This is a genomic window from Arthrobacter bussei, from assembly GCF_009377195.2.
Classification (GTDB): Bacteria; Actinomycetota; Actinomycetes; order Actinomycetales; family Micrococcaceae; genus Arthrobacter_D; species Arthrobacter_D bussei.
In genome coordinates this window covers 69,502-84,150 of the sequence record NZ_VJXX01000003.1, presented here as the reverse complement: position 1 = coordinate 84,150, position 14,649 = coordinate 69,502, and the positions used below count along the sequence as shown (strand labels likewise).

Genomic DNA, 14,649 nt, shown 5'->3' with positions numbered 1-14,649 from the left:
TGCGAGACTCCGGTCATGACGATCCCCATCAAGGCCTACGCCCACGTCCGCCTCACGGTCACCGACATCGATGCCTCCCGGGCCTTCTACGACGCCGTCTTCGGGCTGCCCGTGGCCTTCGAGGTACCCGAGGACGCGGACGACGCCACCCGTGAGCAGCTCGGGTTCCTGTACGGCGGCGTCATCTACCAGCTCGGCGACACCCTGCTCGGCCTGCGGCCGGTGGCCGAGGACCGCTTCAGTGAGAACCGCGTGGGGCTCGACCACCTGGCCTTCACCGTCGCCGACCGCTCCGTGCTCGACGACGCCGCGGCGTTCCTCGACGGTCGGGGCATCGCGCACGGCGGCGTGAAGGACATCGGCGCAGGCTGCATCCTCGAGTTCCGGGACCCGGACAACATCGCCCTCGAACTCTTCGCTCCGCAGGCCTGACGGGCAGCGGGTACGCGCTTCAGGCGCCCGCGTTCACCTCGATCTCGGCCAGGTCTGCCAGCGTGCCGAGATACGCCCGCTCCCTGGCGCAGAGGTGGCGGGGCTCCGTGTCGACGAGGCACAGGCTACCCACGAACCATCCGCTCGGACCGCGCAGCGGTATGCCCGCGTAGAAGCGGGCGAAGGGCTCCCCGAGCACGAAGGGGTGGGTGCTGAACCGCGGGTCGACCCGCATGTCCGGGATCAGCAGGAGTCCGTCCTGCTTGATCGTGGTATCGCACAGGGCGAGGTCCCGGGGGATGGTGCGTGGCAGGTCTCCGACGAAGGACTTGAGGAACTGACGGTCCTCGGAGATGAAGGAGATGATCACGGTCTGCACGCCGAAATAGGACTGGGCATCCCGGGTCAGGCGGTCGAACCGCTCCTCCTGCGGCGAGTCGAGCAGCCCGGTGCGGCGCAGGGAGCGCAGGCGCTGGCGCTCGGACTCCCGCCGCGAGGGGAGGGTGATGGACGGGTCCAGAGCGACGGGCGCTCCGGGGGGTGGCGAGAAGGGCAAAAGGTGGATCCGCTCGATGGGGTGAGACCAGTTCCCGGAAGTGGGGAGGGATATCTTCATCCTCCCTGCTCCGCATCAAGCCAGGGCGGCATTCGGGCCCTCCGGACCAAAGCTTTACCGAACGTTTGCACAAGCGTGGGAGACAGGACGGGCCCCGAGGGGGCGGATGGGGCCCGTCCTGCTACAGGTAGGTCGTCGCCGGACACCCGATCCGCACGGTGGAAGACCTGTGACGCCTGCCACAGCACGACGCCGGTCACCTCCATGGAGGGGGCCGGCGTCGTGAGTTGTGCGTCAGGGCGTCAGGGCAGCTTGACCGCGAGGACGTTGCAGCGGGCGGAGAGCAGGATCGTCTGCGCCGTCGAACCCATGATCAGCTTGCCCACCGGTGTCCTGTGGCGCAGCCCGATCACGATCAGCTCCGCATCGATCTCCTCCGCCACGTCGACCACTTCCTCGGCCGCCGTGGCCTCGGAGATGCTGTGCCGGATCGAGTAGGGCACCCCCGTGGCGTTCAGCATGCCCTCGAGCTTGGAGACGTCCTCGGAATCCGCGTACGCCGGGTTGACGAGGCGGTCCGCCCGGGTGGTGTTGATCACCACGAGCTCGGCGCCTCGACGCCGCGCCTCCTCCACCGCCTGCGTGACGGCGGCCTCGCCCAGGGCGTTGGGCACGTAGCCCACCACGATGCTGCTCATCGGTCGGTGTCCTCTCGGGTGTCGGGTGCGCTCGTCACGGGAGCGGCGGCGGTCTCGGGTGCCGTGGCGGAACCACGGACGACGTCGGGGGCGTCGGCGTTCGCCACCACCATCGCCTCGAACTGGCGCTGCCGGCGCTTCAGCAGCATGGACAGCGCGAAGATCACGACGAGCACCACGTAGATGGTGGCCGCGACCGGCGACTGGACGAGTGCCACGGGATCACCCTGTGAGATCGCGAGCGAGCGCCGCAGCTGGCTCTCGAAGATGGGCCCGAGGATGAGTCCCACCACCATCGGCGCGATCGGGTAGCCGTAGCGGCGCATGAAGAACCCGAGGATGCCCACGATCAGCAGGATGATGACGTCGATCGGCGTGAAGTTCACCGAGAACGCACCGAGGACGGCGAACACCAGGATGCCCGAGTAGAGGTAGGGCCGGGGGATCTGGAGGATCTTGACCCAGATGCCGACCAGCGGCAGGTTGAGCACCAGCAGCATCAGGTTGCCGACGTAGAGGCTTGCGATGAGCGCCCACACCAGCGTGCTGTTGGACTCGAAGAGCTGCGGGCCCACCGGGATCTGGTAGCGCTGGAACGCCACCAGCATCATCGCGGCGGTCGCCGTGGTCGGGATGCCGAGCGTCAGCAGGGGCACGAGCACACCCGCGGCTGCCGCGTTGTTGGCGGCCTCCGGCCCGGCGACACCCTCGATGGCACCCTTGCCGAACTGCTTCTTGTTCTCCCCCTTGGCGAGCTTGCGCTCCGAGGCGTAGGACAGGAAGGTCGCGACGTCCGCTCCGCCGGCCGGGATGGTCCCGACCGGGAAGCCGATCGCCGTGCCGCGGAGCCAGGGCTTCCACGAGCGGCGCAGGTCCTCCTTACGGAGCCAACTGGTCCAGCCGCCGGTGACGGGGATGATCTTGATCGGGCCGTGGCGCAGCCGCGAGCCCACGTAGAGCGCCTCGCCGACGGCGAACAGCGCGACCGCCACGAGGACGACGTCGATCCCGTCCGCGAGGAAGGGGCTGCCGAAGGTGTAGCGCTGCTGGGCGGTGAGCGCATCGAAGCCGACGAGGGCGATGAACAGGCCGAGGCCCAGCGAGGCGAGCCCGCGCAGCACCGAGGACCCGAGCAGCGCTCCGACCGTGAGGAAGGCGACGACCATCAGGGCCACGTACTCGACGGGGCCGATCTGCACGGCGAAGGCCGCGACGTAGGGGGCCACGAAGCTCAGCAGCACCGTCGCGATGGTGCCGGCCACGAAGGAGCCGACCGCCGCCGTCGCCAGGGCTGCCGCTCCCCTGCCGGCCTTGGCCATCTTGTTGCCCTCGAGCGCCGTGACGATCGAGGACGATTCCCCGGGGGTGTTGAGCAGGATGGACGTCGTCGACCCGCCGTACATCCCGCCGTAGTAGATACCGGCGAAGACGATGATCGCCGCCGTCGGCTCCAGGCTGTACGTGATGGGCATGAGCAGGGCCACGGTCATGGCCGGCCCGATACCCGGCAGCACGCCGACGGCGGTGCCGACGAGGACGCCGCCGAGCGCATAGAGGAGGTACATCGGCTGCATCGCCGTGGCGAAGCCCTCCATGAGCAGGAAGAAATTATCCACCGAAGACACCGAACCCTTCCAGGAAACCGGGTGGGAGAGACACGCCGAGCAGCCCGCCGAAGACGAACTGCAGCACCAGCGCCAGGATGATCGCGGTCATGAGGTTGCGCCACCACGGGCGGGCTCCGAGCGACCAGGCGGCGCCGAAGAACAGGAGCGCGGCGGCGACGGGCCAGCCGAGCGGCACGATCAGGAAGGCGTGCAGCAGGACGAACCCGCTGAGCTTGCCGACCGTCAGCCAGTCGGTCTTCGCCTCGAGGTCCACGTCCTCACCCTCGTCGGCCGCGCCGCGGTGGCCGCGGAGGACCTGGAGGACCAGGCCCGCCCCGACCACGACGAGCAGGGCGGAGACGGCGAAGGGGAAGGCACGGGGGCCGATGTCACTGGCCGACGGCGGGGTCTGGATACCGGCGCCCGCCACGAACCCGACCACGCCGATGCTCACGATGATGAGCGCGAAGACCAGCTCACCGACCGGCGCTCCGGGAGCGGCTGCCGTGCCGCTCCCGGGGGCGTTCTGTACTGAGGTACTCATGGCCTAGAGCAGCCCGATGTCGGTGAGGGTCGTCTTGACGCTGGCGATGTCCTCGTCGAGGAAGGTCTGGAACTCCTCGCCGGCGAGGAAGGCATCCGACCAGTTGTTCTCCTCGAGCGTGGCCGTCCAGGTCTCGGTCTCGTGGAGGTCGGTGACCAGCTGCGTCAGCTTCTCCGCCTGGGCATCGTCGATGTTCCCGGGGGCCACGACGCCGCGCCAGTTGGTGAGGACCAGGTCGATGCCCTCCTCGGTGAGGGTGGGGGTGTCGGGCAGCTGCGGGGCGGCTTCCTCGCCGGAGACCGCGAGGGCGCGCAGCTTGCCCGCGTTCACCTGCTCCGCGTACTCACCGACACCCGAGATCCCGGCGTTCACCTTGTTGCCGAGGAGCGCCGCGAGGGACTCGCCTCCGCCGGAGTACGGGATGTAGTTCAGGTTGTCGGGGGTGATGCCCGCTTCCTTCAGCACGGACCCGGCGAGGATGTGGTCGGCTCCGCCGGCGGAGCCGCCCGTGATGGAGACGCCCTGGCCCTTGGACTCGATGTCGTCGAGCAGGTCCTGCACGGTCTGGTACGGCGAGTCCGCGGGGACCACGATCACGAGGGGTTCCTCGGTCAGGCGGGCGATCGGCGTGGTGTCCTCGATCCGGTTGGCGGCGTTGTTGGTCTCGACCGCACCGACCATGACGTAGCCCATGACCATCAGCGTGTTCGGATCCGTCTCGGTGGCGAGCTGCGCGAGGCCGTTGGTGCCGCCGGCACCACCGACGTTGACCACGGAGGCATTGCTGACGAGGTCGTTCTCCTTGAGGTCCGTCTCCATGGCACGGCCCGTCTGGTCCCATCCTCCGCCGGGATCGGCGGGGACCACGATGTTGAGCTTCTCGATGGCGCCGCTCTCCTCGCCCGCCGTCGTGCTCTCCGTCATGGAGCTGCAGGCGGAGAGGGCGAGGGCGGAGGCGAGGGCCAGGGCGGTGAGGGTCGAACGGCGCGCCGTTGTGCGATCGATCGTCATGATGTTCTCTTCCTTGAGATGTGGTCGCTCGTGCCGAGCGGGAGATGTGATGCGGATCACCACTGCTGTCCTCAGGGTAGGAAGGCCCCTTCGCGGCGGTAAAGCATGCGGTCGTAGTGCTCGTATTGGTCTTTGTGGTCACGGGATTCGGTCCACGTGCTCGGACGGCCCGGGTGTGACGCGACGCAGCGTGTCACACTGTGAGGATGATCAGGACGATGTCGCTTCGATCGCAGCTGTTCTTCCTGCAGCTGACCATCGTGCTCGTCATCGTCGCCGTCGCCGGGTCCACGGCCGTCGCCATGCAGCGACTCCAGATCCGCGAGCAGTACGAGGACCGCATGGTCGGCGTCGCGCAGTCCGTGGCGCAGCTGCCGTCCGTCGTGGAGGCCTTCGACCAGCCCGATCCCAGCGCCGCCATCCAGCCCATCGCCGATCTCATCCGCCAGTCCACCGGGGTGACCTACGTGGTGGTCACGGATGCCGACGGGATCCGGTACTCCCACCCCAATCCCGAGCTCATCGGGCAGCTGGTCTCCACCGACCCCTCCATCCCCCTCTCCGGAGACATCTTCGTCGGGACCCAGACCGGCACCCTCGGCAAGTCCTGGCGCGTCAAGGTCCCCATCTACGGTGACGGCGGCGAGATCATCGGCACCGCGTCGGTCGGCACGTTGGAGGCCGAGCTCGACGCCGACCTGTACGAGGACCTGCCCCGCCTGCTCGCCTGGCTGATCGTCGCGGCCCTCGTCGGGTCCGCCGGCGCCATCTGGATCTCCCGGCTCGTGTGGCGGCGGATCTACCGCCTCGAGCCCGAGCAGATCGCCTCGCTCCTCGAGACGCGGGACGCCATGATCCACGGCATCAGCGAGGGCATGGTGGCGGTCGACGAGCACCACCGGATCGCCCTGCTGAACGACGAGGCCAAGCGGTTGCTGGACCTCGACGACGCCGCCACGGGCCAGCGGGCCGAGGACGTGATGGAGCCGGCCCTCGCCCGCCTCCTGACCGACCCCGCGGACACCGACGAGACCGTCCTGTCCGGCGAGCGCGTGCTGCTCGCCCGCACCTCGGACGCCCTCGTGGACGGCACGCGCGTGGGCCGCGTCATGATCCTCCGCGACCGCACCGAGCTCTACCAGCTGCTCACCGACCTCGACGGCGAGCGCGACGCGACCCAGGCCCTCCGTGCACAGGCGCACGAGTTCGCCAACCGCATGCACACCATCTCCGGCCTGCTCGAGCTCGGCCGCACCGACCAGGCGGTCGACTTCATCTCCCGCTCCGGGCACGGCGGCTCCCTCGTGTCGGGGACCATCGCGCCGGGCATCCAGGACCCCGATGCCGCGAGCCTGCTCATGACCAAGAGCACCATCGCCGCGGAGAAGGGCATCACCCTCTCGATCGACGACACCTCGACACTGGAACCCGACGGCACCACCGACGTCGTCACCGTCCTCGGCATCCTGATCGACAACGCGATGGAGGCCGTCACGGGGAGCGGGCGGACCGACGGCGCCATCACGGTCCTCCTGCACACGGAGCCCGACGCCGTCCGGATCGAGGTCGCGGACAACGGGCCGGGTGTGGCGCCCGGGGACGTCGACGGCATCTTCTCCTCCGGCTACTCCACGAAGGACGGCGGTCACACGGGGACTCGGGGCTTCGGGCTCGCACTCGTGGACCGCATCGCGCGGCGGCGGTCCGGGCACGTGGTCGTGGACGACGCCGAGCTCGGTGGCGCGGAGTTCACCGTCTGGCTGGCACCCTCGCTCGTCGACGCCCCGCGCACCACCCTGCAGGTGCCATGAGCACGCCACCCGCCGTACCCCTGATCCCGACGCTCGTGGTCGACGACGACCACGAGGTGGCCGGCATCCACACGGGGTTCCTGCTCGCGCACGGGGCCTTCGACGTCGTGGGCGCCGCTCATACGGGTGCGCGGGCGCTGGAGCTCGCGGAGCTGCTGCGACCCCGCCTCGTCCTGCTCGACATCCACCTCCCCGACATAACGGGCATCGACGTGCTGCGCGCCCTGCGGAACCGGCCCGGCGAACCGCTCGACGTCATCGCGATCACCGCGGCGCGGGAGCTCGACACCGTGCGGGCCGCCGTCGCGGGTGGCGTGCTGCACTACCTCGTGAAGCCGTTCAGCGCCGCCGTGCTCAACCAGCGCCTGGACCACTACGTGGAGTACCGGCGTGAGCTCCACTCGCACGCGTCGGAGGGTGCCTCGGCCCTCGACCAGGGGCGGATCGACCAGCTCCTGCGCACGACGGCGCCGAGCGGAGCGGTCCCGGGGACCACCCGCACCGCCACGCTGGCGACCCCGAAGGGGCTCTCCGCGCCGACGCTCGATGCCGTCATGCTGGACCTCCGGGGGCACGGCCGGGGGACGTCGGCGTCCGATGTCGCCGACCGCCTCGGCATGGCCCGCGTGAGTGCCCGGCGCTACCTGGAATTCCTGGTCTCACGCGGGCAGGCGCGCATCGTGCCGCAGTACGGGTCCGCCGGACGGCCGGAGAAGTTCTACGTGTGGACGGACGCCGGGCAGGGTTGACCGGCCCGTGCGCCGTCGTGGAGGCCCCGGACAGGACGTCCGGCAGGAATATCCACCGCTGAAGGGGGTTGTGGAGGGCATGACAGAGAATATGGCAGCACCGTCGGGGGCACCCCGCAGCACCATCGGCTTCATCGGCAGCGGCAACATCGGCTCGCACCTGGCGCGCCTCGCCGTGGAGCGCGGCTACCGGGTGATCATGAGCAACTCCCGTGGACCGGAGACGCTGCAGGACCTCGTCGCGGAGCTCGGTGACGGAGCCCGCGCCGGCACCGCGGAGGACGCGGCGACGCAGGGCGACGTCGTCGTCGTCACGATCCCGCTGAAGGACATCGGAGCGGTTCCCGCACAGCCACTCGCCGGCAAGCTCGTCATCGACACGTGCAACTACTACCCCGAGCGCGACGGCCACATCGCCGAGCTCGACGACGAGAGCACGACGACGAGCGAGCTCGTGCAGCGCCACCTGCCCGGTTCCTCCGTGGTGAAGGTCTTCAACAACATCCACTTCGCGCAGCTGACCACGGACGGGACACCTGCGGGGACACCGGACCGCCGCGCCCTGCCGATCGCCGGGGACGATTCCGATGCGAAGCAGGCCGTCGCCGAACTGCTCGACGAGTTCGGCTTCGACACCGTCGACGCCGGGCCGCTCGCCGAGGGGTGGCGCTTCCAGCGGGACACAGCCGCCTACGGGCCCCGGCTCGCCGCGGACGCAATGCGCGAAGCACTCGAACAGGCCCGGCGCTACGCCGACATGTAGGTCCGCCGGGGCCCGGCAGCGGACCGTGCGCCGTCGTCGACCGCCTGGTCGGGTGCGGCGTCAGCGCCCGCCGAGGACGATCGGCGAGCAGCGGGACGCGTCACAGATCTGGTACCGCGCCGAGGGTGTCTTCGACGAGGTCGCCATCCGGCCCGAGTTCACGACCGGGCGGCGACTTCCGTTGGCCACCAGGGTGACCGTGGACCCCTGAGCCCCGGACCACGTCAGCGTCGTGGCGTACAGCCGATGCACCGTGGTGTTCCTGGCCGCGAGCGTGATGGCGCTGGGCAGGGCGGGCGGCTTCGGCGACGGACTCGCCGTGGGCGTGGGTGTCGGGGCCGGCTTCGTCGGCGCAGGAACGGTCGGTGACGGGCTCGGTGTCGGGGCCGGCTTCGTCGGCGTCGGCGCAGGTACGGTCGGTGACGGGCTCGGTGTCGGGGCCGGCTTCGTCGGCGTAGGTGTCGGCGCAGGAACGGTGGGCGACGGACTCGCGGACGGCGACGGCGCAGGAACGGTCGGCGCCGGACTCGCGGACGGCGACGGCGCAGGAACGGTCGGCGCCGGACTCGCGGACGGCGACGGCGCAGGAACCGTCGGCGACGGGGCGGGAACCGTCACCGGCGCAGGCGTGAACGAGAAGTCCCTCACCACCACCTTCTCCGGTTTCACCTGGGCCGGATCCCCTCCCCCGCCGTCGGTCACCCAGAGGTTGAAGTGGATGGTCTCCCGGGCCGGCTCAGGGACGTTCGGGCCCTGCATCACCGTCCGCTTGAGCAGGGGGCCGCCGTAGCCTTCCCCCGCGAAGGTCTCGAACGTCAGCCTGTCCGGCTCCCACACCATGCGATGCGTGAGGATCGGATGGTTCGTGACGCCGAAGATCGCCGTGTCGTTGCCGACCCCGGGTCCCTTGCTCGCGTCGAACCAGTAGCCGTGCCCCTGCGTGATGGGCCACACCTGGCCGTAGTTGCTGCCGCCGCCCCACGAGCTGGCCTCGCACAGGTCCATCTCGTTGTAGCCCGGGGCGACGGCGGGGTCGTAGGTGAACAGGCAGCCCCACACCACCTCCTTCTGGAGCGTGGTGAGGTCCTTCTCGATGGTGGTGCTGTAGGTGCCGTAGCCGAAGCCGTGACGGGTCGTGTTGAACTCGGCGCCGATGGTTGCGGCGCCGGTCGGATTCGACAGCGTCATGGTCACGTGGCCGTTGGCGTCAGGGCTGCTGACGTTGGCGGGATCGAACCGCTTGTTGTAGTTCGGTGCGCCGCTCCACCAGCGCTTCTCCCAGTTGAGGCCCTTCCAGGCGAAATCACCCACGGGACCGGGAACGGCCGCCATCGGGGTCGTATCCGCCGCGAGGACCGGCGTGGGTACGGCGACGGCGAGCAGGAGGGCCGAGAGGACCCCGCTGAGGGCGGAACGGAGTGCTGGACGACGGAGCATGCACACGCCTTCTGGTTCGGTAGCCCGGCTGACCCCTGGGGTCCCGTGGCTTTGCGTCGCCGGTTCGCACCGGGTTTGCCCTTCTCGCCGGGCGGCTGCCCCAGCGGCACCGGCACGCACACGCGGTGCCGGCCCTTCAATCCTCGCGCACCGGGATGCGGCCGGTGCCATGGTCCGGCGCAGATTGTGCCCAGCATTACCGCAAGTCGATGCCCGACGTGGCAGCGGCAGCACGCTCGGGTACCTTTGGTGCATGCTGCACGGTCCCTCGTGGCCCGGTGAGCGTCTCAGTGCGGCCGGCCCGGCGCACACAAGTCACCGAAGCGACGCGCCCGCGCGTGCGCGCAACAGATGGAGAGCACAGAAGCATGGGGAACACTCCGCCGATCGGGCCGTCCGAGCGCGCCCGGCGCAGCGCAGCGCATGACGACCTCCCGAAGGGCAGGACGCTCCTCATCCGGGCGATCGTGCTGGTCACCGCGGTACTGGGCATCAACTACATCGTCTGGCGATGGCTCTTCTCCATCAACTGGGATGCCTGGTGGATCGCCATCCCGCTGATCCTCGCGGAGACCTACTCCCTGATCGACTCCCTGCTGTTCGGCTTCACGGTGTGGAAGCTGAAGAAGCGCACGCCGCCCGAGGCACCCGAAGGCCTCACCGTCGATGTCTTCATCACCACCTACAACGAACCGCTGGACCTCGTCCTCACCACGGCCCGCGCCGCCAAGGCCATCCGCTACCCGCACCGGACGTGGATCCTCGACGACGGCAACCGCGCCGAGGTGCGCGCAGCAGCCGAGGCGGAGGGTATCGGCTGGATCACGCGCTCCGCCGACTGGAAGGACATGCCGCGCCATGCGAAGGCCGGCAACCTCAACAACGCCCTGATGTCCACCGACGGGGAGTTCCTCGTGATCCTGGACGCCGACCAGATCCCCGATCCGCTCATCCTCGACCGGACGCTCGGCTACTTCACGAACGAGAAGATGGCCCTGGTCCAGACGCCGCAGGTGTTCGTCAACGTCCCGGACTCCGATCCCCTGGGCAGCCAGGCACCCCTGTTCTACGGCCCCATCCAGCAGGGCAAGGACGGCTGGAACGCCGCCTTCTTCTGCGGGTCCAACGCGATCATCCGCCGCGAGGCCCTCATGCAGCTCGGCGTCACCCGGTACGTCTCCGAGATCGAGCTGGCCCTCCACAAGGCCCTGAAGACCTCGGACAAGGTCATCGCCAAGGCCAAGAAGGGGCTCGGCCCCGACTCAGAGCGGGTCGAGGAAGCCCTCGACCTCGTGGCGAAGGACATCCGGCGCGTGCGCCGGCGCCTCGGGAAGGGCCATGGCATCTCCGAGGTCACCTACGAGTTCCAGCAGCGCATGCAGGCCGTGACCCGCGGGCTCGTCGCCGCGGACATCGCCGCCTTCCACGAGGACCTCGCCTCCCTCGCGGACCTCGACATCATCGGACTGGAGGAGGGACTGCAGGACGCCTCCATCAGCACGCCCGGACTCGCCGTCGTCGACGACGCCGCGCTCGACCAGCTCGCCCAGCGCTCCTGGTCGCCGCTCGCCGCGATCGACGCCGTCCGGGTGCTCATCGAGTCGGTCAACGCGGACCGCGGCGGCGAGGCGCAGGCCGTGATGCCCATGGCCACCATCTCCGTCACGGAGGACATGGCCACGTGCATGCGCCTGCACTCCCTGAAGTGGGAGACGGCCTACCACCACGAGAAGCTCGCCGACGGACTGGCACCGGAGGACCTGAACTCCATGCTCACACAGCGCCTGCGCTGGGCACAGGGCACCATCCAGGTACTGTTCCGCGAGAACCCCTTCGCGCAGAAGGGCCTCACGATCGCCCAGAAACTGATGTACGGGGCGACCATGTGGAGCTACCTCTCGGGTTTCGCGGCGATCATCTACATCGCCGCGCCGATCATCTACCTGATCTTCGGCATCCTCCCCGTGAACTCCATCAGCACGGAGTTCTTCATCCGCCTCATCCCCTTCCTGCTGGTCAACCAGCTGCTCTTCGCCGTCGTCGGCAAGGGGGTCAAGACCTGGCGCGGGCAGCAGTACTCCCTCGCCCTGTTCCCCATCTGGATCCGGTCCATCACCTCGGCGTTCGGCAACGTGTACCTCGGGCGGAGCCTGGACTTCGCCGTGACGCCGAAGACCCTGCAGCAGGACCACCAGCTCCGCTGGGACCTCGTGAAGCCCCAGCTGTGGGCGATGGGCCTGCTGGTCGCCGCCGTGATCATCGGCATCATCCGCATGCTCGTGGGACAGGCCGACATCCTGGGCACGTCGGTGAACATCGTCTGGGTGATCTTCGACCTCGTGATCTTCAGCGTGATCATCGAAGCCGTGCGCTACCGCGGCTACGAGCACTACCAGGCGGACATCGCGGAGGCGAAGGCCCGGCAGGACGCGAAGGCGTGAGCCCGACGACGACGGCAGCGCCACCCACAGGCGTGCGCGCCCTCATCCTCCTCCTGGTCCTGGTGGCCGGGGTGCTCGGCGGCGGGACCCCTGCCCATGCCCTGGCCGGGAACCTGCCCGCCACCACCGTGGGTGCCGACGAGTCACCGGTCGGGGACCCGACCGGCCTCGCGGCCGGACGGTACTTCGGCCCCGAGCTCGACTGGTCCACGGACAACGCCCGCGCCTACGCCGACCGCACCGGCAGCACGCCGTCGTTCTTCAGCCGGCCCGTCGCCTACCCGCTGGACGCCGTCGCCGAGCGGGATCTCGCCGACCTCGTCCGGCAGGACGCGCCACTCGGCGCCCTCGCCGTCGTGACCCTCGAGCCCTCGAAGCCGCTCACCGAGCTGACGGAGGCGGACGCCGAGGTCCTGGCGGACACTCTGGCGCGCCTCGACGAGGAGTTCCGCACCGCGTTCTTCCTCCGCTTCGCACCGGAGATGAACGGCACCTGGCACAGCTGGGGACAGCACCCCGACGCCTACGTGGACGCGTTCCGGACCGTGGCGGGCGCCGTGCACGAGCGCGCGCCGGGCGCCGCCCTGGTGTGGGCGCCCTCCTACGCGGCCGGGTACCCGTTCACCGAGGCGTACGGCGCCGTCGAGGGCCTGGAGGCCGGCTCGGTCCCCGCGCTCGACACGAACGGCAACGGCCTGATCGACGGCGGCGACGACCCCTACGCCCCGTACTACCCGGGTGACGACGCCGTGGACTGGGTGGGCCTGTCCCTCTACCACTTCGGCAGTTACGAGCAGGGCCCGACGACGAGTGCCGACGGCACCCGCGAGTACTCCGGGGCCATCGAGACCTCCGTGCTGCCCGAGCCGGACAAGTTCGCCGACCAGCTCGCCGGTACCTACGGCATCGCGCCCGGTGCCCCGACGATCGACTTCGCCAAGGAGTACGCCGCCGGGAAGGACAAGCGGTTCCTCGTCCAGACCGCGGCCCTCTTCGATCCCGAGGACGCCGACAGTGCGCCCGAGGCCGACATCAAAGCCGCCTGGCTGGAGCAGCTGTTCGATCCGGTGATCGCCGCCGAGTACCCCGAGATCGGGATGGTCGCCTGGCTCGAGGCGTCGAGGCCCGAGCCGGAGGCCGAGGGCCATGTCGTCGACTGGCGGCTGAGCATGGAGGACGGGACGACGGCGGCGCTGACGGACACGCTCGACGCCGCTGCGGACCTCCGCCTCGGTCCCGTCACCGACGTCGTCCGGCAGGAGGACGCCAACGAGTCGACGTCCCAGGTCTGGCAGTCCGGGTCCTCCCCCAACACGGCGATGAGCTGGCTGGTGGCTTCCGTCGTCGGGCTGTTCCTGCTGGTGCTCCTCGCCGGCCTGGCGCGTAAGGTCGTGCCGCAGTGGCGTTACCCGAACGAGCAGAACCCGCGCGACATGCGCCTGGACCTGCTGCGCGGCTGGATCATCACCGCCGTCGTCGTCACGCACATCGAGGTGGCGGGGCCGTGGTCCTTCGTGGCGCTCAACATCGTCGGCGCGATCACCGGAGCCGAGCTGTTCGTGCTGCTCTCCGGCGTCGTGATGGGGATGGTCTATCCCATCGCCGTCCGGAAGCTCGGTTCCGGGGCCGCCCTCAAGGGCAACATGAAGCGCGCCCTGCGCCTCTACCTCACCGCCCTCGGGGTCGTGATCGCCGTCTACCTGCTCTCGCTCGTGCCGTTCATCGACGCCTCGGTGATCACCACCTTCACCGACCGCGGGACGGGGGACACCGGGGAGGGCGCCGTCGGGCGGGTCTACGACCTCTACCCGAACGCGGCACGCCTCTTCGACTACCCGCCGCCCGGCTACGCCATCCAGGACCTGCTGCTGCTCAGCATGGGACCGTGGACGTTCAACATCATGGGACTGTTCGTGGTGCTGACCCTCTCGGTGCCGCTGCTCGTCGAGCTGCTGCGCAGGAAGCTGTGGTGGCTGCTGCTCCTGGTCAGCTGGGCGCTGTACGTGCTGGACAGCATCGTCCACGTCCGCGTGCTCGATTCGCAGTTCCAGGACGTGTTCCCGCTGCTGACCTGGCAGGTGATCTTCGTGCACGGGATCGTGATCGGCTTCTACCGCCGCCGCATCATCGACACGCTGAGCCGCAGCTGGGGCAAGATCCTCATCGGCACGCTGCTCGGCCTCTACGCACTCGGACTCGGCCTGCTCTGGCTCGACTCGACGTTCCGCCTGCAGCTCCCGTTCATCCCCGCCGGCTTCTACGAGAGCCTGTACGACGCCGGGTACGTCCGCGTCTTCATGCAGCCGGGGCGCCTGATCGACCTGGCGTTCTTCGTCGTCGCCGCGCATGCCATCCTAACCTCCTTCTGGAAGCCGCTGAACAGGGCCTTCGGCTGGCTCTACATCCCGCTCGGGCAGTCCAGCCTGTACGTGTTCATCGTCCATGTGTTCTTCGTGCTCGCGGTCGGGAACCTGCCGGGACTGGACCGCACCAGCTTCTGGCAGGGCCTCGTCATCCACGCCGTGGTCACCCTGATCATCTGGGTCATGGTGAAGAGGAAGGTCCTGTTCTCGGTCATCCCCAACTGACGCCGGCTCCGG

At 69.4% G+C, this 14,649-nt stretch carries 12 protein-coding genes and 1 riboswitch; of the genes, 6 read left to right on the top strand and 6 right to left on the bottom strand.

The window, feature by feature from the left end:
* The first annotated feature begins 15 nt into the window (after window positions 1-15).
* Window positions 16-432, top strand: coding sequence for a VOC family protein (locus FNH21_RS11060; protein ID WP_152815441.1), 417 nt, complete (start codon window positions 16-18; stop codon window positions 430-432).
* 19 nt (window positions 433-451) lie between these two features.
* On the opposite strand, the gene FNH21_RS11055 is transcribed toward FNH21_RS11060, so the two are convergent.
* From FNH21_RS11055 to FNH21_RS11035, 5 genes are all read right to left on the bottom strand, one after another.
* Window positions 452-1,048, bottom strand: a complete 597-nt coding sequence (locus tag FNH21_RS11055; RefSeq protein ID WP_152815438.1) for a GAF domain-containing protein — start codon at window positions 1,046-1,048, stop codon at window positions 452-454.
* A gap of 242 nt (window positions 1,049-1,290) precedes the next feature.
* Window positions 1,291-1,686, bottom strand: coding sequence for a universal stress protein (locus FNH21_RS11050; protein WP_055769889.1), 396 nt, complete (start codon window positions 1,684-1,686; stop codon window positions 1,291-1,293).
* Complete coding sequence (locus FNH21_RS11045) at window positions 1,683-3,302, bottom strand: tripartite tricarboxylate transporter permease (protein WP_191931877.1); 1,620 nt, start codon at window positions 3,300-3,302, stop codon at window positions 1,683-1,685. Before FNH21_RS11045 ends, FNH21_RS11050 begins: the two co-directional genes overlap by 4 nt.
* Window positions 3,295-3,837, bottom strand: a complete 543-nt coding sequence (locus tag FNH21_RS11040; RefSeq protein ID WP_055769887.1) for a tripartite tricarboxylate transporter TctB family protein — start codon at window positions 3,835-3,837, stop codon at window positions 3,295-3,297. The genes FNH21_RS11045 and FNH21_RS11040 overlap by 8 nt, the downstream gene beginning before the upstream one ends.
* A 3-nt stretch (window positions 3,838-3,840) precedes the next feature.
* Window positions 3,841-4,848: a Bug family tripartite tricarboxylate transporter substrate binding protein gene (locus tag FNH21_RS11035; RefSeq protein WP_152815435.1), complete on the bottom strand. Its 1,008-nt coding sequence runs from the start codon at window positions 4,846-4,848 to the stop codon at window positions 3,841-3,843.
* A 218-nt stretch (window positions 4,849-5,066) separates the two neighbouring features.
* On the opposite strand from FNH21_RS11035, the gene FNH21_RS11030 reads away from it, so the two are divergent.
* From FNH21_RS11030 to FNH21_RS11020, 3 genes are all read left to right on the top strand, one after another.
* Window positions 5,067-6,659 carry an ATP-binding protein gene (locus FNH21_RS11030; RefSeq protein ID WP_241743203.1) on the top strand — a complete coding sequence of 531 codons (1,593 nt, stop codon included), beginning with the start codon at window positions 5,067-5,069 and terminating at the stop codon, window positions 6,657-6,659.
* A complete protein-coding gene (locus FNH21_RS11025; RefSeq protein WP_191931876.1) occupies window positions 6,656-7,408 on the top strand; it encodes a response regulator in 753 nt (250 codons plus the stop codon). Before FNH21_RS11030 ends, FNH21_RS11025 begins: the two co-directional genes overlap by 4 nt.
* 79 nt (window positions 7,409-7,487) lie before the next feature.
* Window positions 7,488-8,171 carry an NADPH-dependent F420 reductase gene (locus FNH21_RS11020; RefSeq protein ID WP_241743202.1) on the top strand — a complete coding sequence of 228 codons (684 nt, stop codon included), beginning with the start codon at window positions 7,488-7,490 and terminating at the stop codon, window positions 8,169-8,171.
* A 60-nt stretch (window positions 8,172-8,231) separates the two neighbouring features.
* Here FNH21_RS11020 and FNH21_RS11015 read toward each other — a convergent pair whose 3' ends face one another.
* Window positions 8,232-9,608, bottom strand: coding sequence for a glycoside hydrolase family 16 protein (locus tag FNH21_RS11015; protein ID WP_152815429.1), 1,377 nt, complete (start codon window positions 9,606-9,608; stop codon window positions 8,232-8,234).
* 15 nt (window positions 9,609-9,623) lie between these two features.
* Window positions 9,624-9,698, bottom strand: a riboswitch (cyclic di-GMP riboswitch).
* A gap of 278 nt (window positions 9,699-9,976) precedes the next feature.
* Between FNH21_RS11015 and FNH21_RS11010 the strand changes: the two genes are divergently transcribed.
* Both FNH21_RS11010 and opgC read left to right on the top strand, forming a co-directional pair.
* The gene (locus FNH21_RS11010) at window positions 9,977-12,049 is read left to right on the top strand and encodes a glycosyltransferase (RefSeq protein ID WP_152815425.1); all 2,073 of its coding nucleotides are present in this window, start codon (window positions 9,977-9,979) and stop codon (window positions 12,047-12,049) included.
* Window positions 12,046-14,637 (top strand): OpgC domain-containing protein, encoded by a 2,592-nt coding sequence (opgC, locus tag FNH21_RS17420; protein WP_152815422.1) that lies wholly within the window; start codon window positions 12,046-12,048, stop codon window positions 14,635-14,637. The genes FNH21_RS11010 and opgC overlap by 4 nt, the downstream gene beginning before the upstream one ends.
* Window positions 14,638-14,649: the final 12 nt, after the last annotated feature.